Annotated in this window: 9 protein-coding genes; 6 read left to right on the top strand and 3 right to left on the bottom strand. The window is 45.2% G+C overall.

Annotated elements, in window-relative coordinates:
• Window positions 1-96 precede the first annotated feature (96 nt).
• Entirely contained in the window at window positions 97-1,101 is a 1,005-nt protein-coding gene (locus tag G327_RS0116080; RefSeq protein WP_019615825.1) for a BMP family lipoprotein, read from the bottom strand.
• Window positions 1,102-1,599: 498 nt separating this feature from the next.
• Between G327_RS0116080 and G327_RS24920 the strand changes: the two genes are divergently transcribed.
• The 6 genes from G327_RS24920 (at window position 1,600) to G327_RS0116050 (ending at window position 21,286) form a co-directional block, all read left to right on the top strand.
• Window positions 1,600-1,923 carry a two-CW domain-containing protein gene (locus G327_RS24920; protein ID WP_019615824.1) on the top strand — a complete coding sequence of 108 codons (324 nt, stop codon included), beginning with the start codon at window positions 1,600-1,602 and terminating at the stop codon, window positions 1,921-1,923.
• Between the two features lie 271 nt (window positions 1,924-2,194).
• Window positions 2,195-3,040 carry a hypothetical protein gene (locus tag G327_RS0116070; RefSeq protein WP_019615823.1) on the top strand — a complete coding sequence of 282 codons (846 nt, stop codon included), beginning with the start codon at window positions 2,195-2,197 and terminating at the stop codon, window positions 3,038-3,040.
• The gene (locus G327_RS0116065) at window positions 3,024-11,300 is read left to right on the top strand and encodes a type I polyketide synthase (protein ID WP_019615822.1); all 8,277 of its coding nucleotides are present in this window, start codon (window positions 3,024-3,026) and stop codon (window positions 11,298-11,300) included. The genes G327_RS0116070 and G327_RS0116065 overlap by 17 nt, the downstream gene beginning before the upstream one ends.
• Window positions 11,293-13,731 (top strand): PfaB family protein, encoded by a 2,439-nt coding sequence (locus G327_RS0116060; protein WP_019615821.1) that lies wholly within the window; start codon window positions 11,293-11,295, stop codon window positions 13,729-13,731. Before G327_RS0116065 ends, G327_RS0116060 begins: the two co-directional genes overlap by 8 nt.
• 17 nt (window positions 13,732-13,748) lie before the next feature.
• Window positions 13,749-19,580, top strand: a complete 5,832-nt coding sequence (locus G327_RS0116055; RefSeq protein WP_019615820.1) for a hotdog fold thioesterase — start codon at window positions 13,749-13,751, stop codon at window positions 19,578-19,580.
• Between the two features lie 110 nt (window positions 19,581-19,690).
• On the top strand, window positions 19,691-21,286 hold the full coding sequence (locus tag G327_RS0116050) for a PfaD family polyunsaturated fatty acid/polyketide biosynthesis protein (protein ID WP_019615819.1): 1,596 nt from the start codon (window positions 19,691-19,693) through the stop codon (window positions 21,284-21,286).
• 81 nt (window positions 21,287-21,367) lie between these two features.
• Here the strand turns inward: G327_RS0116050 and G327_RS0116045 are convergent, their stop codons facing one another.
• Both G327_RS0116045 and G327_RS27210 read right to left on the bottom strand, forming a co-directional pair.
• Entirely contained in the window at window positions 21,368-22,369 is a 1,002-nt protein-coding gene (locus G327_RS0116045; RefSeq protein WP_019615818.1) for an integron integrase, read from the bottom strand.
• Window position 22,370: 1 nt separating this feature from the next.
• The coding region (locus G327_RS27210) for a hypothetical protein (RefSeq protein ID WP_033298475.1) at window positions 22,371-22,694 on the bottom strand (324 nt) is incomplete at its 5' end.

Genomic DNA, 22,694 nt, shown 5'->3' with positions numbered 1-22,694 from the left:
GTCCTTTAGAACGTAATCAAATAATCTGCCGTAGGTAAGTTGGTTTTCGGTGCAGATTGAAATTTAGGAAGCAGAATTCAGGTTTACAATCCGCATTTAATAGACGCAGCTATTGTGAGTAATATAATCATCTATTGTTATCTCACCCATTATAATTTGTTTTTTGATCTTATTAATTTTAGCTTCCAGCGTAGGGGAAACTATTGAACGGTTATATTTATCTAAAGCCCAGTCAATACCATTCTCTTTTAGTCCATGCCTCTCCACGCCGGCAGAGAATTTACCTGCTTGAATATCTTTTAGAGTTTGGTAGGTGACAATACCAACAGTTTTGACCATAGAGGTGAGCATGATACCTGGTTGTAAGTAATTCTGGTTAGAGTCAACACCGATTGCATACATTCCCTCATCTTTCGCTGCTTGATAAACACCTACACCTGTGCCGCCCGCAGCTGCGAATATGACATCTGCTCCTTTAGCAAATTGAGTTTTGGCTAACTCAGCACCATAAACAGGATTTGACCAGGCAGCATTAGTCCAGCCGGTCATATCTTGAAACACTTGTATGTCTTTATTGATATATTTAGCACCTTGCTCATATCCACAAGCAAATTTACGGATAACCGGAATATCCATACCACCAATAAAGCCAACCTTGTTATTTTTAGATTTTAGCGCGGCTAATGCACCAACAAGGAATGAACCTTCATGCTCCTTAAATACAATGGATTTTACATTTGGTAAATCAACAACAGAATCAATAATAATAAATTGAGTTTCTGGATATTTGCGGGCAGTCTCTATCAATGCGGTGGTGTACAGGAAACTAACTGCAAAAATGGGGTTGTAGCCACGTTTAGCTAAACGTTCAAGCCCTTGTTCATGGTTAATATCATTGGTAGGAAAGAAATTACGAACCTTAATATCTGTCTCTTTTGTAAAGTGTATCACACCATTTTCATAAACCGCCTGATTGAAAGATTTATCAAATATATCTGTAAGGTCATATGCGATTGCGGGTTTGAAATCAGCAGCATGAGTAATAAAAGAAAATAGGGTCAATGACACTAGTATTACTACTTCAGTTATTACTTTTTTCATGAAATTCCTTGTTCATGCTCATCGATAATTTAGTAAAAGCAGGCAAAACAGGCTGCGGCAATAGCGACTATATCGCTGAATTAGTGTTCTGAATAACCCATGTTTTGTTGATAATTTTATTAAGTCAGCAGTATATATTTTTATCATTACTGGATCTATGCAGTTTATTCACTAATGACGGCGATGTTTCATTTATGTGCGGCAGAGAATATTAGAAATGAAAAGTGCTGCCAGGTCCCCTGTTTTGTTGCCCTAAATTAATCTGCAAGTAAAAGGAGAGTTTAACCGGCTTCAGAATTTCTGACTGCCGGTAGTAATTATGTTCAAAAATGTGCACATAAGCAGATAAATTGAATCATTAAGCTTATAAACCTATAAACAATGAAGCTGAATGCCGTATAAAGCCATCTGTGCTTTATACTAATATACGTTTGTTCGGAATTATTATTGAGGGACGTGTGCATTAAAACTAATGTGTGTCTGTACACAGGGAGAAAAATGAAAGAAAAGTTAAAAAACTGCTGGGAGATAATGGACTGCGGGCGAGAAAAAGGCTGCTCTAAAGTCTCTGAGCTCGGTGAGTGTATCGTTTCAAAAGAAAAGCTTGGTCACAGCTGCTGGGCGGTAGCAGGGACTCTTTGCGGCGGCGAAATTCAAGGTACATTTGCACAAAAAGACAACTACTGCACCGGCTGCCAAGTGCATAAGCTTTACAGCCGTTCGTTAGGTGAAAAAGGACAGCAGGTAACAAAGTGTTTTCCTGAGGAGGAGATCAAATATAATAATCTGCTGCTTATACCGACAGTTGATAAGGATAAATAAATTTCAGACCTGTACACAGAATACCACATATGCATTCATCAACCGGTTTTAGGGAATATAAGCCAGTAAGTTTTGCTTCTGAGTATTAAATATTAATCAAAAACAACTATTTAAGAGCGCGCTTATGCGCTTTTTTTGTGCGCAAAAATGCCTCTTATCACATAAAGTGTAAATTTAGTTTCGGGTGATTGTATAGGGTGTGATACCTGTGTATATTACTGCTTCTACTCTCGTCGTAAGCAGAATATTCACTTAATTAAGTAGTTTATAAATGCCCAAACAACATAAAAACGCAACAACCACACCAGAAATGCGTGCTTTTATCCATGAATCTGATCTTGCAACAGCAGTATTAGCACGGCTGCTGAAAGTCTCTGAATCAACGGTACGTAAGTGGCGCAAACGCGCGAGTACCGATGACGGTTCGCATATTCCCAAACAGTTAAATACTACCTTAACCACCGCACAGCAGTATGTAGTTGTACAGCTGCGCATACGTTTAAAACTTTCATTAGATGAATTACTCGCTGTGTGCAGGGAGTTTATTAATGCCGATGTTTCGCGTGCGGGCCTGCAGCGCTGTCTTAAACGCCACGGCGTTTCCCGGCTAGCAGATATGGATTCCTTTGATGACAGCTGCAGCAGTGATGCCTATGTGCAGGTTGCCATTGAGGAAAGCTTGTCTAGTGAAGTACTCAATACGGTGATCACCCCGCAGGGAATGACGGATTTTTTGAATCAGATGCGTCTGCAGCTGGCTCAACAGGGCGGTGAGGCTGTACCAGAGAATATGGACTGCGAGTTAAGCAGTCTGGATGTGGTACAGGTTTATTTAATTACACTGCCCGCATCTAGTGCTTCGGCTGCAAAAAATAAGACTAAACCACAGCGTATTTTAATGGCGCATGATCCGGACAGCAGCTGGGTATATGTTGACCTGTACGACGATGATGAATACCAGGCCGCTCAGCGCTATATCAGATACGTTCTGTTAAAAGCGCCGTTTCATGTGCGCCGTGTACTAGTAAGAAACTACAACGAATTTTTAAGCCGTTTTCGCTTGTTAGATAAAAAATCTAGCAGATTAACAACATCTGAAAATGCAGATAAGTCATAACTGGAGTAATCACTTGGCTAAGCAGAATAAATCAAACAAGCAGACATCTAATAACTCAACAATAAGCGAGCATGCTTTGAACGAAGATAAACAACTAAATTCACGCTTACAGGAATGTCCGATTGCCATTGTCGGTATGGCATCCGTATTTGCTGAAACTAAAAACCTCGAGCAGTTCTGGGACAATATTGTTGAGTCAGTCAACGGCATTAAAGATATCCCTGAAGACCGCTGGGCGGTTGATGATTATTACTCCAGTGACAAAAAAGCCGCTGATAAAACTTACTGTAAACGCGGCGGTTTTCTTCCTGAGATTGACTTTGATCCGATGGAGTTTGGTCTGCCGCCGAATATTTTAGAATTAACCGATATTACCCAGTTAATGTCCTTAGTGGTTGCCCGTGATGTATTAGCCGATGCCGGTATCAGTGATGAAAACGGTTATGACCGTGACAAAGTCGGTATTACGCTGGGAGTAGGCGGCGGTCAGAAACAGATCGCACCGCTGACTTCTCGTCTGCAGGGCCCGGTATTAGAAAAAGTATTAAAAGCGTCGGGTGTTAGTGAAGCAGACTGCGCGGTGATTATCGACAAATTTAAAAAAGCTTATATCCCGTGGGAAGAAAATTCTTTCCCGGGTATGCTGGGTAATGTTATTGCCGGCCGTATTGCTAACCGTTTTGATTTAGGTGGTACAAACTGCGTGGTTGATGCCGCCTGTGCCGGTTCATTAGCCGCTATTAAAATGGCTGTATCTGACTTATTAGAATACCGTTCAGAAATGATGCTTTCCGGCGGCGTGTGCTGTGATAACTCGCCGTTTATGTATATGTCATTTGCTAAAACGCCTGCGTTTACCGATGGAGAAAATATCCGTCCTTTTGATGATCAGTCTAACGGCATGATGATTGGTGAAGGTGTGGGTATGATCGCCATGAAACGTTTAGAAGATGCTGAACGTGACGGTGATAGAATTTATGCTGTGATTAAAGGGATCGGCAGTTCATCAGACGGTCGTTTTAAATCAATTTATGCGCCGCGTCCGGAAGGGCAGGTTAAAGCGCTGAAACGTGCTTATGCTGATGCTGGATTTGATCCGCTTACCTGCGGACTGATTGAAGCGCATGGTACTGGAACTAAAGCGGGTGATGCTGCTGAGTTTTCCGGTTTGAATATGATGTTCAGCGAGAATAACAATCAGAAGCAGCATATTGCGTTAGGCTCGGTTAAATCGCAAGTCGGCCATACTAAAGCCGCCGCTGGTACTGCGGGTATGATTAAAGCTGCGCTGGCACTGCATCACAAAGTGCTGCCGGCAACCATTAACGTTGATAAACCGAATGCTAATTTAGATATTGAAAACACGCCTTTATATATTAATAATGAAACGCGACCGTGGATGCCGCGTGCCGACGGTGTTAAACGTCGTGCCGGTATCAGCTCCTTTGGTTTTGGCGGTACAAATTTCCACTTTGTTCTAGAAGAGTATAAAGCGGCGCATTCTGGGGCCTATCGTTTAAATGAAGTGGCGCAGACAATTATTATCAGTGCTGCTGATAAAGCTGCACTGCAGCAGAGTTTAAAAAGCTGGAGTGAAAAATTAGCGGTTGATGCTGATCTGCAGTCTTTTGCTTTTAATGTTTTAGTGACTGAAAACCCGTTAAAAACACCGCATCGTGAATTAGCGCGTTGTGGTTTTGCCGCTAAAAATGCGGAGCAGGCGCTTAGCGAAATTGGACAAATAATAAAACAGCTGGCCTCTGACGACAGCGCTTCCTGGAGCAGACCAACGGGTATCTATTACCGTGAGTCGGGTTTAGAAACAGCTGGTAAAGTGGTGGCACTGTTTTCCGGGCAGGGTTCACAGTACGTTAATATGGGCCGCGATCTAACCTGTAACTTCCCGTCTGTTTTAGCTGCTAATGCCGCTATGGACAGTCAGTTCAGCGAAGCTGGTAAAACCCAACTATCATCATTTGTTTATCCGATCCCTGTATTTGATAAAGAAAAAGTCACTGCGCAGGAAAACAGTTTACGTTTAACAGAACATGCGCAGCCTGCGATCGGTACCTTCAGTGTTGGTTTATACAATACCTTTAAACAGGCTGGATTCAGTGCTGATTTTACTGCCGGACACAGTTTTGGTGAGTTAACGGCATTATGGGCTGCCGGCGTAGTATCTGAACAAGACTACATGACTTTAGCACGCAGCCGCGGAGAGGCAATGGCCGCGCCGCAGGATGAAAACTTTGATGCCGGTACTATGGCCGCTGTTGTGGGTTCACCTTCTGGCGTTGCAGATGATATTAAAGACATTAAAGATGTATCGATTGCTAACTATAACTCTAATAATCAGGTCGTAATTGCCGGTGTAAGCAGTCAGGTAACTATCGCTGTTGAAACACTACAAGCCAAAGGTTACAAAGTAGTACCGCTGCCGGTTTCTGCTGCATTTCATACAGAATTAGTCGGACATGCACAAAAACCATTTGCGGATGTAATTGACAGTGTTGAGTTTAAGGCGCCGCTTATTCCGGTATTTGCTAACGGCACTGCACAGGTCCATTCTGACCAGCCGTCTGAGATTAAAGACAGCCTGAAAAAGCATATTCTGCAGTCAGTTCATTTTAATGATGAAATTGATAATCTTTATGATGCCGGCGGACGTATCTTTATCGAGTTTGGTCCTAAAAACGTGTTAACCCGTTTAGTGGACAATATCTTAAAAGACAAAAACGACGTAACTACCATTGCTGTTAACAGCAGTCCTAAAAAATCAGCGGATCTGCAGCTGCGTTTAGCCGCACTGGAAATGGCGGTATTAGGTTTATCACTAGCTGACATTGACCCGTACAATGCCGTGGCCCGCCCGACAACACCGCCAAAACGCTCGCCATTGGCGATGAAATTAACCGGTGCCGCTTATGTCAGCCCTAAAACCCAAAAAGCATTTACTGATGCTTTAAATGACGGCTGGCAGCTGACTGCGCCGCAGCATCAGGAAAAAGTGGTTGTTAAAGAGGTGATCAAAGAAGTTATTGTTGAAAAAGTAGTGGAGAAGATTGTTTATGTTCAAGCCGACGGTTCACCGGCCGGCAATGCGGCTCCTGCAGCCGGCGCTGATAATGCGCAGCTGGCAGAGTCAATTGAACAAAGTGTCAGTCAATTTGTAAATCATCAGGCACAGCTGTTAAATGTACATCAGGAATACATGCAGGGGCCGCAGGAATATGCCAAGACTTTCCAGAATGTATTACAGGCGCAGGCCGGTGCAGCAGAACTACCGGAAAGCTTAGATAAAACACTTGCTATGTATCATGATTTCCAGTCAGAAACATTACGAGTACATGAAACTTACCTGAACAGCCAGACAGATAATATGCAGCAGATGCTGTCTGCATTACCTGAGCAGCAGAAGTCTATCACAGCGACTCAGATCCAGCCTGTTTCTACAGCGCCAGCTGCCGCTGCCTCTTCAGCTAAAACTGTTAAAGCTGCGCCGCTGACTATGCCGGAACAGCTTAAGAAAACCCATCAGACTATTCAAAACAGTCAGACCGCTAAAGCGCCGGCTGCTTCTGCACCGACAGCGCAAACGCCGCCAGTTATACAAGCTGCACCAGTCGTGGATGTAAACAAAATTCAGACTGTGATGCTGGATGTGGTTGCCGATAAAACCGGATATCCTGCTGAAATGCTCGAACTAAGCATGGATATGGAAGCTGACTTAGGCATTGATTCTATTAAACGTGTTGAGATCCTTGGTGCTGTACAGGATGAAATTGCAGACCTGCCGGAACTAAACCCGGAAGACCTTGCTGAGCTGCGCACTTTAGGTGAAATCGTAACTTATATGCAGTCTAAAGCACCGGCTGTACCTTCCACACCGGCTGCGACACAAACTGCTCCCGCTGCACAAACCACTGCTGTGGATGTGAATAAAATCCAGACGGTAATGCTGGAAGTGGTTGCCGATAAAACCGGTTATCCATCTGAAATGCTCGAACTAAGCATGGATATGGAAGCTGACTTAGGCATTGATTCTATTAAACGTGTTGAGATCCTTGGTGCTGTACAGGATGAAATTGCTGACCTGCCGGAACTAAATCCGGAAGACCTTGCTGAGCTGCGCACTTTAGGTGAAATCGTAACTTATATGCAGTCTAAAGCTCCAGCTGCAGTAGTTGTTAGCCAAACGGATGCACCAGCTGCCGCAGTTGATGTTAATAAAATCCAGACGGTAATGATGGATGTTGTGGCTGATAAAACCGGATACCCATCAGAAATGCTGGAACTAAGCATGGATATGGAAGCGGACTTAGGTATTGATTCTATTAAACGCGTTGAGATCCTTGGGGCAGTGCAGGATGAAATAAACGACCTGCCGGAACTAAATCCGGAAGACCTTGCTGAGCTGCGCACCTTAGGCGAAATCGTTACTTATATGCAGTCTAAAGCGCCGGCTGCACCAGCTGTGCAAACGCCTCCGACAGCCGTTGTTGATGTTAACAAAATCCAAACGGTAATGCTGGATGTGGTGGCTGATAAAACCGGATACCCATCAGAAATGCTGGAACTGAGCATGGATATGGAAGCGGATCTGGGTATTGATTCGATCAAACGTGTTGAGATCCTCGGCGCAGTTCAGGATGAAATTCAAGACCTGCCGGAACTAAATCCGGAAGATCTTGCTGAGCTGCGCACTCTCGGTGAAATTGTTAGTTATATACAGTCACAAGCGCCGGCTGCTCCGGCTCAAAGTGCACAAGTAGTACCGATTAATGTATCAACAGGTGCATTACTGGATTTAGAAAATATCCAGAGTGTGATGCTTAAAGTGGTTGCCGATAAAACGGGTTATCCGTCTGAAATGCTCGAACTGAGCATGGATATGGAAGCGGATTTAGGGATCGATTCAATTAAACGTGTTGAGATCCTCGGCGCAGTGCAGGATGAAATCACTGACCTGCCGGAGCTGAACCCGGAAGATCTTGCTGAGCTGAGAACGCTGGGTGAAATCGTCAATTACATGCAGTCAAAAGCGCCGGCAGCTGAAGTGGTTACCACGCAGGCAATGCAGGAGCCGGTGACAGTAAAAACTGTCGCTATCGATTTAGCTCAAATTGAAATTGTAATGATGGATGTGGTAGCCGATAAAACTGGTTACCCGGCGGAAATGCTGGAACTAAGCATGGATATGGAAGCGGACCTGGGTATCGACTCAATCAAACGAGTGGAAATCTTAGGTGCAGTGCAGGATGAAATTGCTGACCTGCCGGAATTAAATCCAGAAGCGTTAGCTGAGCTGCGCACTCTGGGTGAAATCGTTACTTATATGAATGAAACGGTTGAGGCTAGTTCACTGGTTTCTGCCGAAATTGTACCGATTACGACTAACAGCAAAGTGCAGCTTGATTTAGCAAAAATCCAGGCTGTGATGATGGATGTGGTGGCTGACAAAACCGGATATCCATCAGAAATGCTCGAACTAAGCATGGATATGGAAGCGGACCTGGGTATCGACTCAATTAAACGTGTAGAAATATTAGGTGCGGTGCAGGATGAAATTCCACAACTGCCGGAGCTTAATGCCGAAGCTTTAGCTGATCTGCGCACCTTAGGTCAGATTGTTACTTATATGAGTGAACAGGGCGAAGCACAAATCGATAGTTCTGCCGCTGCAGCGCAGTCTGAGGTTGTTGAACTGCCGCCTGCTGCTGATTTTCAACCGGCACCCAGTGCAACGGTTGTTATTAAACATTTAGATGCCGTTAAAACAATCGACAGCAATGTTAACGGTCAGAATCTGTTATTAGTTGATGACGGTGAAGGCTGCTGTGTACGTCTGGCAGACAAATTAACTCTTTTAGGCTGGGCTGTTACAGTATTAAAACCGTCATGGGTGAAAACCGTAAGCTCAAAAACTTTTGCTGAAAAAGTTAATGTTATTGAACTGGCTGAGCTTGATGAAAAAGAGCTGACTGCCGTTTTAGCAACGCAGGATATCTGGACCAGCATTATCTATCTACACCCTAAAAGTGATGTTAGCGGTATTGAATATCCAGTGGTTTATAAGCAAGGCCTGCAGTTAGCATTTTTATTAGCAAAACTGTCCGGTTTAGGGAAAAACAGCAGTGCGGACAATAATGAAGTCCGGTCGTCATTTGTGGTGCTAACCCGTCAGGGGGGGGCTTTTGGTCTGGAGAATAACCAGCTTAATTCTGACCTGGTACAGGGAGGGTTGTGCGGTTTAGTGAAAACGTTAGCCCATGAATGGCCGAATGTATTCTGCCGTGTCGTTGATGTGGCTGCCAAGTTTGCTGCTGACAAAGTCGCTAAACTGCTTGTTGAAGAGTTAAACGATGCTGATACAAATCCAGTTGAAGTTGGTTTTAATAATAACGGACGTTTAACGCTGGTTGGAGAAAAAACCGATAGTTATGCACTGCCGGCAGGTAACAGCATAAATTGTGATTCTGTATTTCTAGTCAGCGGCGGCGCAAAAGGTGTCACTGCACATTGTATTATCCGTTTAGCGAAGCAGTATCAGTCGAAGTTTATCCTGTTAGGACGCTCGAAATATCAGAGTGACGAGCCGAGTTGGGCAAATGGAATTAATGATCAGGCTGAACTTAAAAAAGCGGCCATGCAGTCGCTGCTAACCTCTGGTGAAAAACCAACGCCGGTGCGAATTTCAGCCTTTATTCGTCCTGTTCTCGCTAATCGTGAAATCAAAGCAACATTAGATGCAGTTGCCGCTGCCGGTGGTATTGCTGAATATGTCAGCGCAGATGTGACAAATGCAGCCAGTGTGAAGGATGCAGTTGAACCGATTACTGATCTTTGGGGGCCGATAACCGGACTTATCCATGGCGCAGGTGTACTGGCAGATAAATTTATCGAGCAGAAAACATTGGCTGATTTCGAAGCCGTTTACAGCACCAAAATTGACGGTCTGTTATCCATGCTGGCTTGTTGCCAGCAGGAGCAGATTAAACATTTAGTGTTGTTCTCATCGGCTGCCGGTTTCTACGGAAATCCAGGGCAGTCAGATTACTCAATTGCTAACGATATATTAAATAAAACAGCTTACCGCTTTAAAGCACTTAATCCGACTGCTCAGGTACTGAGTTTTAACTGGGGCCCTTGGGACGGCGGCATGGTAACACCAGAGCTTAAACGTATGTTTAACGACCGTGGTGTGTATATCATTCCTTTAGATGCCGGGGCTGAGCTGCTGCTCAATGAATTAGCCGCTGACAGCAACCGCTGCCCGCAGATCCTGGTTGGAAACGATATGGGAGGGGAGCCGGAACCGCAGAGTGCGCCTCTGACTGAGCTGAAAACTGAAAATAAAGAGGTAACTGCTGTAAAAAAGCCGTTAGTTAGCCGCTTATCTAAAACACTTTTAGCGGCTAACAATCCTTTTATTGCTGATCACCAGATTGGTGAAAATCAGGTTTTCCCTACTGTCTGTGCAATTGCTTGGATGGTGGATGCTGCAGCTGAAACCTATAGTGGTTACAGCTGTGCAGCAGTGCACAACTACAAACTGTTCAAGGGTGTTATTTTTGACGGGAAACAGGCCGATCAATATTTTATCGACCTGACTTTAGTCTCGACAAGTGAAAACCTGCTAACCGTTGAAGTTAAGATCGGCAGCCAAAAGACAGCTGACCGTTCGCAATTTCATTACGGTGCAACACTGCTTCTGAGCAGAGAGAAACAGGAGCTGCCGCTGTATTCTGGTGAACTTCCTGCGTTGATCACGGAGAAACAGACAAGTGCTAGTGAGCTGTATGAAAACGGCACCTTGTTTCACGGAGCAAGCCTGCAGGGATTCAGCGCAGTTAATTACTGTGATCAGCAGGGGTTACTGATGAGCTGTCTGATCGATGGTTCAGTAGCCGCTGTGCAGGGGGAATTTGATGTACAGGTAAATAATGTTTTTGCCGATGATCTGATTTATCAGTCACTGCTGGTCTGGGTGCGTAAACAGTTAGGTTTAGGCAGTCTGCCAAGCAGCACTGCGGCCTGGACGGTTTACTCCCAGGTTCCGTTAGATGAACCTTTTTATGTGAAGTTGACTGTTACGGCGCATAAGGGTAAAAAAGTAACGGCTGATGTGCAGATGATTAACCGCGATAAACAGATTATGGCGGCTGTAACAGGTGCGCAGGTGACTGCCAGTGCCAGTCTTAATGATCTGTTTAAACGCCCTGCATTGAGCAGTGCTTTACAGGCTGAACAGCATGACTGATTTTAAGTGTATTAAGACAAAATTAGCGCTGATCGGTTTTGATGTGCAGCTTGATGGTCTAACTGATGTTGATCAGTTTGAAGCTGCCTTATACCGTGGTGAAGTGTTTAATGCGGCTGCTTCACTACAGCAGCATTACAGCAATGCGGATTTATATAAGCTGTCTGCTGACCGTGTGCTCCAGGTTAATAAACTTAACCGCAGTCAAACCGCTGTGATTATGATCACTGACCAAAAGCACAGCGCTCCTGAACAGCACAACTATTTCAGCAGTCATACTGTGTGCAGCTTAGCGGATGCGCTGCTGCTTACTGAGCAGATTATTAATCAGCATAACCTGGCGGTTTTAATTCAGGCTGCAGATGTGCGTAGTCAGACAGAGCTTGTCCAGGGTAAAGCCACTATCAGTTTTGCTGAGAACTTCGAAGCTTACGGTGTTAATAACGGTGTAAGCAGTGTATTAGTGGCTAGTGAGTCGGTTGCCGCGGCTAATAACAGTTATATTTATGCGACGATCGATTCGCTGGTCAGCAGCTCAGTTTTATCCGATGCACAAGAAGTAATTAAACGTTCTTTTGTCGACTGCGCGCTTAACAGCGCAGATATCAGCACAGTGGAGGTCTCAGCTTCAGCTGATCCGGATCTTAACAATATTGAACAGCTGGCACTGCTTGGTGCTTATCGATGTGATAAAACACTTAATACTTCAATCAGCTGTGCTAAAAGTGTGCTCGGCGAAAATGCTGTGTTATCAGAGCTGCTAAGCCTGATAAATACGCTGTTTGCCCTGCAGCAGCGCTATCGTCCTGCTGTTAAGGACTGGACTGCACCGCAGGCGAAGCTGCTTGAAGACTGGCTGGCTTCGCCGTTTTATCTGTTTAATCAGGCTGCACCGGTTTTTCCTAATGCAGATAACAGTCCGCGTTATGCGGCCTTAAGCTGTCTCAATAAAAGCAGCTATACGCATATTATTGTGCAGGAAAACAGTGACCAGCAGGTCCATCATAATGGTTTTAACGCCAGCTCTGCGCAGTCTCTGTTTATTATTGCCGATAATAGTGAAGCGGGGCTGCTTAAGCAGCTTTCTGAACTGCCAGCATGTGCAGATACAAATCTGAAAAGCTTAGCTGAATCTTTATATCAGACCTATTTAACTAAGCGCGACTCAGTTTATAAAGCGGTGCTGATTGCCGAATCAGGCGCTGAATTAACCAAAGAGATTACTCTGGCTTTAACAGGCGTGCCTGATGCATTTTTGCAGCAGGGCGACTGGAAAACACCCAAGGGCAGTTATTTCAGCAGTCAGCCGCAAAGCAGCAGTAATGTCGCATTTTTATATCCGGGGATCGGCGCAACTTATGTCGGGTTAGGCCGGGATCTGTTTCATCTTTTTCCGGAAATCTATCCCAGTGTCATTGCGCTGGCGGACAATATCGGCGCCAGTTTAAAAGATCAGCTGCTTAACCCGCGTTCGGTAACCGCTTTAGATTTCAAACAGCTCAAACAGCGGGATTTAGCACTGCGTAATGATCTGGCAAATATTGCCGAATGCGGTGTTGGTTATGCCTGTGTTTTTACCAAAATATTCGAACAGGTATTTGCAGTTAATGCAGATTATGCCTCAGGATACAGTATGGGCGAAATCAGTATGTTTGCAGCACTCGGCTGCTGGCACTCGCCGGGTTTGATGAGTGCGCGTTTAGCGGCTTCGGACACTTTTAACCATCGATTATCCGGTGAACTGCGTGCTATTCGCGAGTTGTGGAATCTGCCCGATGTGAGTGACGGCACCTTTGAGCAGATCTGGGAAACCTACAGCATTAAAGGCACATTAGCGCAGGTCAATGAGGTCATTGCACAGGGCGAACGGGTTTATGTGACCATTATTAATACCCCGGACAGCTTAGTGATCGGCGGTTATCCTGACGACTGTTTAAAAGTGATTAAACGTCTGGGCGTGCGTGCTATGCCGTTGAATATGGCTAATGCGATTCACAGCGCTCCAGCCCATGCGGAATATCAGAATATGCTGGATCTATACAGCATGGATGTGACGGAACGTATTAGCACTAAAATGATTTCCAGCTCATGTTATCTGCCGATCCCGCAGCATAAAAAAGCGATTGCGGTGAGCATTGCCAAATGCCTTTGTGATCCCGTTGATTTTCCGCGGCTGATTAATACCCTTGCGGATAAAGGTACGTCGGTATATATCGAAATGGGCGCGGGGCGCTCACTGTGCAGCTGGACGGATAAGATTTTAAAAGACAAAGCGGGCGCTGTTGAACATCTTAGTGTGCCGGTGAACGCCAAAGGCACCGATGATCAGCTCACCTATGCGCGGGCGGCTGCCAAGCTGCTTAGCTTCGGTGTAAAAATCAATTTAGATAGTTTTTTCTACGGCTCGATTATTCAGCCGCTAAAAGATTAAAAATACAGAGAGAATTTATGGAAAACATTGCAGTAGTCGGTATAGCGAATCTATTTCCCGGCTCAAGTAGACCAGAGCAGTTCTGGCAGCAGCTGCTGGAAAAGCAGGATAACCGCGAACAGATCAGCGCAGTTGAAATGGGGGTTGATCCGGCAAAGTATTACGGTAAAAAAGGCGATACTGACAAGTTCTACTGCATGTACGGCGGTTATATTCGCGGCTTTGAATTTGAGGCCGGGCCGTTTGCGCTGCACGGTTTACAGGAAAGTTACCTTAACCAGTTAGACGACCTTAACAAATGGGGCTTATATGTTACCCGGCAGGCATTAACCGATGCCGGTTACTGGGGCAGTGAACAGCTTGAACACTGCGGTCTGATTCTAGGTAATCTGTCTTTCCCGACTAAATCATCTAATCATCTGTTTCTGCCTTTTTACCACCATGTGGTGGAAAACGCGCTGCAGCAGTTAACCTCAGACAGTTTTCAGCTGGCTAATTTCACCAAAGCTAAACAGGTCCATTCGGATAATGCTTTAATTGCCGGTTACCCGTCGGCGTTATTAAGTAAAGCTGCCGGACTCGGCGGCAGTTCATTATCACTGGATGCCGCCTGTGCGTCATCCTGCTACAGTGTTAAATTAGCCTGTGATTATCTGCATACCGGTAAAGCTGACATGATGTTAGCCGGTGCGGTTTCCGGTGCGGATCCTATGTTTGTTAATATGGGCTTTTCAATTTTCCAGGCTTTCCCGGCTAATAATACCCATGCACCTTTTGATAAAGATTCGCAGGGGCTGTTTGCGGCTGAAGGTGCAGGCATGATGGTGTTAAAACGCCACAGTGATGCGCTGCGTGACGGTGATAAGATCCATGCGGTTATTAAAGGCGGCTCGCTGTCTAATGACGGTAAAGGCGAGTTTGTATTAAGTCCGAATTCTAAAGGGCAGGTACTTGCGTATCAGCGTGCTTATCAGGATGCGCAGGTCAATCCGGCTGATGTTGATTACATTGAATGTCATGCAACGGGCACGCCGAAAGGCGACAAGGTTGAGCTGACTTCCATGGAGACTTTCTTTAGTGCGTATCACACTAAACCGCTGCTGAGCTCGGCTAAATCTAATTTAGGACACCTGTTGACAGCTGCCGGTATGCCGGGCATGACCAAAGCTATCTGGGCATTAAATGAAGGCATTATTCCTGCCACTATCAGTTTAAAGAATCCTATCAGTTCTAAAAACAGTTATTTTGATGCTGCCCAGATGCCGACGGAGTCAGTATCATGGAACGTTCCTGAATCGAAAACCCGTACTGCCGGTGTCAGTGTATTTGGCTTCGGCGGCAGTAATGCCCATTTGGTTCTACAGCCGGGTAATACACCGCTGGCCGACAACAGTGTGCAGGCAAAAGCTTCAACGCCTTTATCTATTATCGGCATGGACTGTTTGTTCGGCAGTGCTGCCGACTTATCTGAATTTAAAACCCTGCTGGACGGCGATCAGACTACTTTTCGTGAACTGCCGCCAAAGCGCTGGAAAGGTTTAGATTTAAATTCGACGGTTAAACAGACATTAGGTTTAAATAAAGCGCCCAAAGGCGGCTATGTAGAAAACTTTGATATCGACTTTTTACGTTTCAAAGTACCGCCGAATGAACAAGACTGTCTCATTCCGCAGCAGCTGATGATGATGAAAGTTGCAGATAATGCGGCTAAAGATGCCGGCCTTAAAGAGGGCAGTAATGTTGCTGTATTAGTGGCAATGGGTATTGAGCTGGATCTGCATCAGTACCGCGGGCGGGTAAATTTAAGCTCACAGATTGAAGAGAGTCTGCTGCAGCAGGGCATTCATTTAACAGCCGCTCAGCAGGATGAATTAACTGCCATCGCTAAAGAGAGTATCGCTTCAGCTGCTCAGCTAAACCAGTACACCAGCTTTATCGGTAATATAATGGCTTCGCGGATCTCGGCATTATGGGATTTCTCCGGTCCGGCATTTACCGTTTCCAGTGAAGAAAACTCGGTATACCGCTGCGTAGAGTTAGCAGATAATTTGTTCCAGACATCTGACGTTGAAGCGGTGATCATCGCCAGTGTAGATTTGGCCGGTTCACTGGAAAATATCAGCATACGCCAGTCTTACGGCGGTGTTTCTGAAAACGCCACAAACTGCCCCAACCTCCTAGATTCGCAGCAGTGGGTTGTCGGCGAAGGCGCGGGTGCATTTGTACTTAAACCAAGTACGCAAGTAGAGCCGCAGCAGGTTTACGCTAATATTGATGCCTGTGTATTCAGTACCGGCACAGATGCGGGCGCGATTGAAAAAAGCAGTGCAAAAGCCTGCCGAACAGCGGCTGTAGATGCTTCAACAGTTAACTCAGTAGAAGCCTTTGCCAGTGGTTTTACTGCTGATAACCAGGCTGAGAAAGCCGCTTTTGCGGCCTGTTATCCAAACGCACAGATTGACAGTGTCAAACGTCAGGTAGGCCATCTGTTTAACGCTTCAGGCATGGCGAGCATTATCAAAACCGCACTCCAGCTGGATCAGAGGCCAGGTGCTTCTATCACTGCAGTTAACGGCTTAGGGAAAGATTTAAGCTGTGCGCATCTGATTTTATCATCGACAAATTCAGCGCATCAAGCGCCTGTTTATGCTCAGCCTAAAAAGAAATTAGCGCTGGTTAAAACCATCACCTTAGGCGGCACCGACATCAAAGAAGCAATTTTGAAAGAGCAGGCTAACCCTGTATTTACTGCGGTGCGTCAGCAGATTAACGGCAGACAGTTAACAGCGCTGTCTAACCCTAATAATTTAACTGTGTTAACCATTAACCGGGAATTATTAACGGCAGCTGCCGAACCTTTTACACCTAATACTCAACAGCCTGTACAAACAGGTCGAGGTGCAGACCCTATGAACCACAGTGCAAACAGTCAGACTGGTGAATACAACAGTGTGATCAGTAAAACTACCAAAGAGATTGCCCAGCAGACTAAAACACACCAGGCATTTATTCGTTCGCGTCATGCGGCCGAGCAGCAGATTGCCAAACTGATTAATCTACAGACACAGGTGCTTGCGGGCACGCCTTTAACTACAGCGACGAATGCCGTTATGCAGGCATCTGCCTCTTCGGCTCCTGTTTTTCAAGCTCCTGGTTTTCAGATAAAGGGCAGTTCAGGTTACGCTTATCCGCCTTTGAATTTAGTGGAACGCTTTAATAAACCTAAACAGGTAATTTACGATACTGCCGATTTAGTTGAATTTGCAGAAGGTGATATCGCTAAAGTATTCGGCAGTGAATATAAGATTATCGACAGCTATGCGCGCCGCGTACGTCTGCCGACCACAGATTATCTGCTGGTAACCCGTGTTACCGATCTTGATGCTAAAGTTAATGAATACAAAAAATCCTATATGGCCACGGAATATGATATTCCTGTCGATGCGCCGTTTTTAATCGACGGTCAGATCCCCTGGTCGGTATCGGTTGAATCCGGTCAGTGTGATTTAATGCTGATCTCCTTTATAGGAATCGACTTCCAGAACAAAAGTGAGCGTGTTTATCGTCTGCTGGACTGTGAATTAACCTTCTTAGAAGAGATGGCCTTCGGCGGCGAAACCCTGCGTTATGAAATCCATATCGATTCCTATGCGAAAAACGGCGAACAGCTGCTGTTTTTCTTCCATTACGACTGTTACGTTGGTGATAAAAAAGTCCTGATCATGCGTAACGGCTGTGCTGGTTTCTTCACCGATGAAGAGCTGGCTGACGGCAAAGGCGTTATCCATAATGATAAAGATAAAGCTGAATTTACTAATGCGCAGAAGTCCTACTTTAAACCGCTGATTAATAATGACCGTACCCTGTATGGTTATGACGATATGATGAAGCTGGTTAACGGTGATATCAGCGGCTGTTTCGGACCTGAATATGATCAGCAGGGACGTAATCCATCACTGAAATTCTCGTCGGAAAAATTCCTGATGATTGAGCGTATCACTAAAGTTGATCCGACCGGCGGTCACTGGGGACTGGGTTTATTAGAAGGTCAGAAAGATCTCGACCCGGATCACTGGTATTTCCCGTGTCACTTTAAAGGTGATCAGGTGATGGCTGGTTCGTTAATGTCGGAAGGCTGCGGACAGATGGCGATGTTCTTTATGCTCTGGTTAGGCATGAACAGTGAAGTTAACAATGCTCGTTTCCAGCCTATGCCGGGACAGGCGCAGACAGTACGCTGCCGCGGTCAGGTGCAGCCGCAGCGTAATACACTGACTTACCGGATGGAAGTCACGGAAATGGGTATGTCGCCGCGCCCGTTTATGAAAGCAAATATTGATATTATTCTGGACGGCAAAGTCGTTGTTGATTTCAAAAATCTTTGTGTGGAAATTAAAGAGCAGGATGCGAACTCACCTTACCCGGTAACACTGCCCAGCAATGTGGTGCAGACATTAGGTTCAACCAGTGTTTCGGTGGACAGCGCATTAACTGAATTAGAGAAGCATATTGAAGATATCGACAGTGCCGCTATTCATGACGTTGAGAATAACCTGATCACCGATGAACGCGGTGTGCAGCCGTTTAAGCATGCACAGCGCCCTTTAATGCGTGTGGAATCAGATTTAAACGCACATCGTGAAAAAGGCGTGGTGCCGATTAAACATTATGAAGCCCCGTTAGTTAGTGGACAGAACCGCATTCCTAACCAGGCACCGTTTACTCCGTGGCATATGTTTGAATTTGCCACCGGTAACATCTCTAAATGTTTCGGTCCTGACTTTGATGTTTATAAAGGACGCATTCCGCCGCGTACGCCCTGTGGTGATCTGCAGGTCGTGACCCAGGTTGTGGAAGTAAAAGGTAAACGTCTGGATCTTAAAAATCCGTCCAGCTGTATCGCTGAGTATTATGTGCCGCACGATGCCTGGTACTTTACCAAAAACAGCCATGAAAACTGGATGCCGTATTCATTGATTATGGAAATTGCACTGCAGCCGAACGGTTTTATTTCCGGTTATATGGGCACCACGCTTAAATATCCTGAAAAAGATCTGTTCTTCCGTAATCTTGACGGCAGCGGCAAACTGCTTAAGAAAATTGACCTGCGCGGTAAAACGATTATTAATAAATCGGTATTACTGAGCACTAGTATGGCCGGCGGCGCAATTATTCAAAGCTTCACTTTTGATCTGCTGGTTGACGGCGAAACCTTCTATAAAGGTAATGCAGTCTTTGGTTACTTTAGCTCTGAATCACTGACTAACCAGCTAGGCATAGATAACGGTAAAATCACTCATGCCTGGTTTGTTGATAACAATACCCCGGCTGCGCAGATTGAACGCTTTGATTTAACAAATAAACAGCTGCCGTTCTTCCAGACGCCGGCCGCTAAACCGCATTACCGTTTAGCCGGCGGACAGATGAACTTTGTGGACACTGTGTCAGTTGTTGAAGGCGGCGGTAAAGCCGGGTTGGCTTATATCTATGGTGAACGTACCATCGATGCCAGTGACTGGTTCTTCCGTTACCATTTTCATCAAGATCCGGTAATGCCTGGATCACTTGGGGTGGAAGCAATTATCGAGCTGCTGCAGACTTACGCATTGAAAAATGATTTAGGCGCACAGTTTAGTAATCCGCGTTTTGAAGCGCCGCTGACTAATGTTATCTGGAAATACCGTGGTCAGATCACCCCGCTTAATAAACAGATGAGCTTAGATGTGCATATTACTGATATCATTCGTGAGTCTGGTGAAGTACGTTTAGTGGGTGATGCTAACTTATCAAAAGACGGCCTGCGTATATACGAAGTGAAAAACATCGTATTGAGCATCGTAGAAGCCTAAAATGTTTAAAATTTCGGCGGCGGTGCTGCCGGAATTTTAGAGGTGCTTTACATAAAAACTGTGTTGTTTTATCAGCACTGAAATGAATAACACGGGTTTAAAGGAACAATATGTCAGCTTTAACTTTTAATAATAAAAATCAGATCAACTGGGCATGGCAGGTAGAGGCCGGTGCGATTAACAGCGAAAGCAGTGAAATCAGAAAACGCTTAATGGATTTAAAAAAACCTGTATACCTTGCACAAAATGGTGCCGGTTTAGGCTTGAGTCAGGAAGTATCGGCACAGGGTTCTGAAGCGGTATTAGCTTTTGCCCAGGCGCTTAATCCCGAAGACTTAGGTGATGATGCATTTAAGCAGCAGCATAAGGTTAAGTATGCCTATCACGGCGGCGCAATGGCTAACGGCATTGCTTCTGTTGAGCTGGTTGTCGCTTTAGGTAAAGCGGGATTCTTATGTTCATTCGGGGCTGCTGGTTTAGTACCCGATGTGATTGAAGATTCAATTAAACGTATCCAGGCTGAATTACCGGACGGTCCGTTTGCGGTAAACCTGATCCATGCGCCTGCTGAAGAAGCATTAGAGCGCGGCGCCGTTGAACGCTTCTTAAAACTCGGTGTAGATACCGTTGAAGCTTCTGCTTATTTGGGGCTGACTGAACATATCGTCTGGTACCGTTTAGCGGGATTATCTGAAAATGCAGACGGTACGGTAAATATCGGCAATAAAGTAATTGCCAAAGTGTCCCGTACCGAAGTAGGGCGCCGCTTTATGGAGCCTGCGCCGCAGAAGCTGGTTGATAAACTGTTAGCGCAGGGCAAAATCACTCCTTTACAGGCTGAGCTTTCAAAACGTGTGCCAATGGCTGATGATATTACCGCTGAAGCTGACTCCGGCGGCCATACGGATAACCGTCCATTTTTAACTCTGCTGCCGACTATTATTGCACTGCGTGATGAAATACAAGCCCAGTATAACTTCTCTCCAGCATTGCGTGTTGGTGCGGGCGGCGGTATCGGAACCCCGGAAGCAGCACTGGCTGCCTTTAATATGGGCGCCGCTTATATTGTACTTGGTTCAGTAAACCAGGCCTGTATAGAAGCAGGGGCTTCTGAGCATACCCGCAAACTATTAGCCGGCGTTGAAATGGCCGATGTCACTATGGCTCCGGCTGCTGATATGTTTGAGATGGGCGTAAAACTGCAGGTGGTAAAACGCGGCTCCATGTTTGCCATGCGCGCTAACAAGCTCTATGACCTGTATATGAATTATGATTCAATTGAAGCAATTCCGGCTGCTGAGCGGGAAAAAATCGAAAAGCAGATTTTCCGTCAGAATCTTGATGATGTCTGGGCGGGTACTATCGACTTTTTCCATGAGCGGGATCCGGAAATGCTGGCACGCGCAAAAAGCAGTCCGAAACGTAAAATGGCGCTGATCTTCCGCTGGTATTTAGGCCTCTCTTCACGCTGGTCAAATATCGGTGAAAAGGGCCGTGAAATGGATTACCAGATTTGGGCCGGTCCAAGTTTAGGTGCATTTAACAGCTGGGTGAAGGGTACTTATCTGCAGGATTACAACCAGCGTAAAGCGGTTGATGTGGCACTTCACCTACTGAAAGGTGCAGCATATCTGCAGCGGGTCAACCAGCTGAAACTGCAGGGGGTGAGTTTAGAGCAGAGCCTGCTTGGCTATTCGCCGGAGTAGGTTTAAATCCTAATATACAAGGCACTGTTCGTGAAACGTTCAGTGCCTTTTTTTTAGATAATTATTTATTGTGAAAAGATATCAAATTTCACTTTTCTGCTGGCTGCCGGTATCAATTTCTAACAGGTCGGATAATGGACTTCTTACACAATTAGCCCCAGCCTGTAATACATGTGTATAGATCTGTGTCGTACGAATATCACTATGTCCTAATTGTTCTTGGACCGTGCGGATATCTGCGCCTCGCTGCAGTAAATGCGTAGCAAAAGAGTGGCGTAAAGTATGGCAGGTCACATGTTTTTCAAACTTTAATTTTCTGGCGGTTTGTCGTACCGAACGCTGCAGGTGACTTTCATGGATATGATGTCGACGCAAGCTGTCTGTATCAGGCTCGACACTTAAATTGTGAGAAGGGAAAAGAAAGTGCCAGGCAAACTCTTTCGGCGCATTAGGAAATTTTGCCGCCATTGCGTAGGGTAAATACACGCCGCAATAATCGTTATTAAGCATGTCTTGATCATAATATAAACGTGCAGCTTCAATTTGCTGACGTAAAGGTTTAACAAGCTCTCGTGCTAAGGTAACACGTCGGTGTTTGCCGCCTTTTCCATGCCAGATCTGCACTGACAAGTAATCAAAATCAATATCCTGAATACGCAGCCGTAATACTTCCATTAAACGCAGGCCGCTGCCGTATAAAAGCTGGCAGGGCAGTGAAACAGCTGCCGGGAGATTGCGCAATAGTGCGGCGGTTTCTGTTACCGTTAAGACCACTGGCAATTTGGGTTGTGTTGTTGTGCGGTTATATTTCAGCTCAAGAGTAAGCGGATTATCTAAGAACTCCTTATACAAATAGACCAGAGCATTTAAAGCTAAACTTTGGGTTTTAGGGGCGACATGGCGTTGATTTGCCAGATAAGATAAAAACCGTTCAACTTCCTTATTATGGCAGTGGACAGGATGAGTATTTTTATTGAATTTAATATAAATCTTAATCCAGTATAAATACGATTTGATGGTTTTTTGCGCGTAATGTTTAAGGCGCATATTTTCAGCGATGGCTGACAAAAATTGAGAAGCCATATTATTTCCTTTTTTTTAGAAAATAGATGTTTTTATATACAGTGTAGTGTTTTTGTCGTCTTTCTGCCGTAATTACGCCAATTTGCCGCTTTTTTCCATGATTTGTCTTTGATTTATAATTGTAACGTCTTGATATATTATTCAAATCAAGTAATCTGACCTCATATTTAAATAAATAAACGGCTGTCGTCTTTCCATCGGAAATACGACATTTCGTCGTATAATAAGCTGTTGAACATGCCGGGCTACGCCCAGAGAAGCCATACCCATCGTCCTTTGTATACTGAAAGCTGGATAAATAAACAGTTGTAATTATACTGTATAT

The organism is Psychromonas ossibalaenae ATCC BAA-1528 (assembly GCF_000381745.1).
GTDB classification, from domain to species: domain Bacteria; phylum Pseudomonadota; class Gammaproteobacteria; order Enterobacterales; family Psychromonadaceae; genus Psychromonas; species Psychromonas ossibalaenae.
Note: the sequence above shows the minus strand (reverse complement) of the source record. Positions and strands in the feature narration are given on the sequence as shown.

What these genes read in the sequence shown, in the direction of transcription:
- G327_RS0116080 (WP_019615825.1), bottom strand. Translation starts at nt 1,101, where the DNA reads ATGAAAAAAGTAATAACTGAAGTAGTAATACTAGTGTCATTGACCCTA.
- G327_RS24920 (WP_019615824.1), top strand. Translation starts at nt 1,600, where the DNA reads ATGAAAGAAAAGTTAAAAAACTGCTGGGAGATAATGGACTGCGGGCGA.
- G327_RS0116070 (WP_019615823.1), top strand. Translation starts at nt 2,195, where the DNA reads ATGCCCAAACAACATAAAAACGCAACAACCACACCAGAAATGCGTGCT.
- G327_RS0116065 (WP_019615822.1), top strand. Translation starts at nt 3,024, where the DNA reads ATGCAGATAAGTCATAACTGGAGTAATCACTTGGCTAAGCAGAATAAA.
- G327_RS0116060 (WP_019615821.1), top strand. Translation starts at nt 11,293, where the DNA reads ATGACTGATTTTAAGTGTATTAAGACAAAATTAGCGCTGATCGGTTTT.
- G327_RS0116055 (WP_019615820.1), top strand. Translation starts at nt 13,749, where the DNA reads ATGGAAAACATTGCAGTAGTCGGTATAGCGAATCTATTTCCCGGCTCA.
- G327_RS0116050 (WP_019615819.1), top strand. Translation starts at nt 19,691, where the DNA reads ATGTCAGCTTTAACTTTTAATAATAAAAATCAGATCAACTGGGCATGG.
- G327_RS0116045 (WP_019615818.1), bottom strand. Translation starts at nt 22,369, where the DNA reads ATGGCTTCTCAATTTTTGTCAGCCATCGCTGAAAATATGCGCCTTAAA.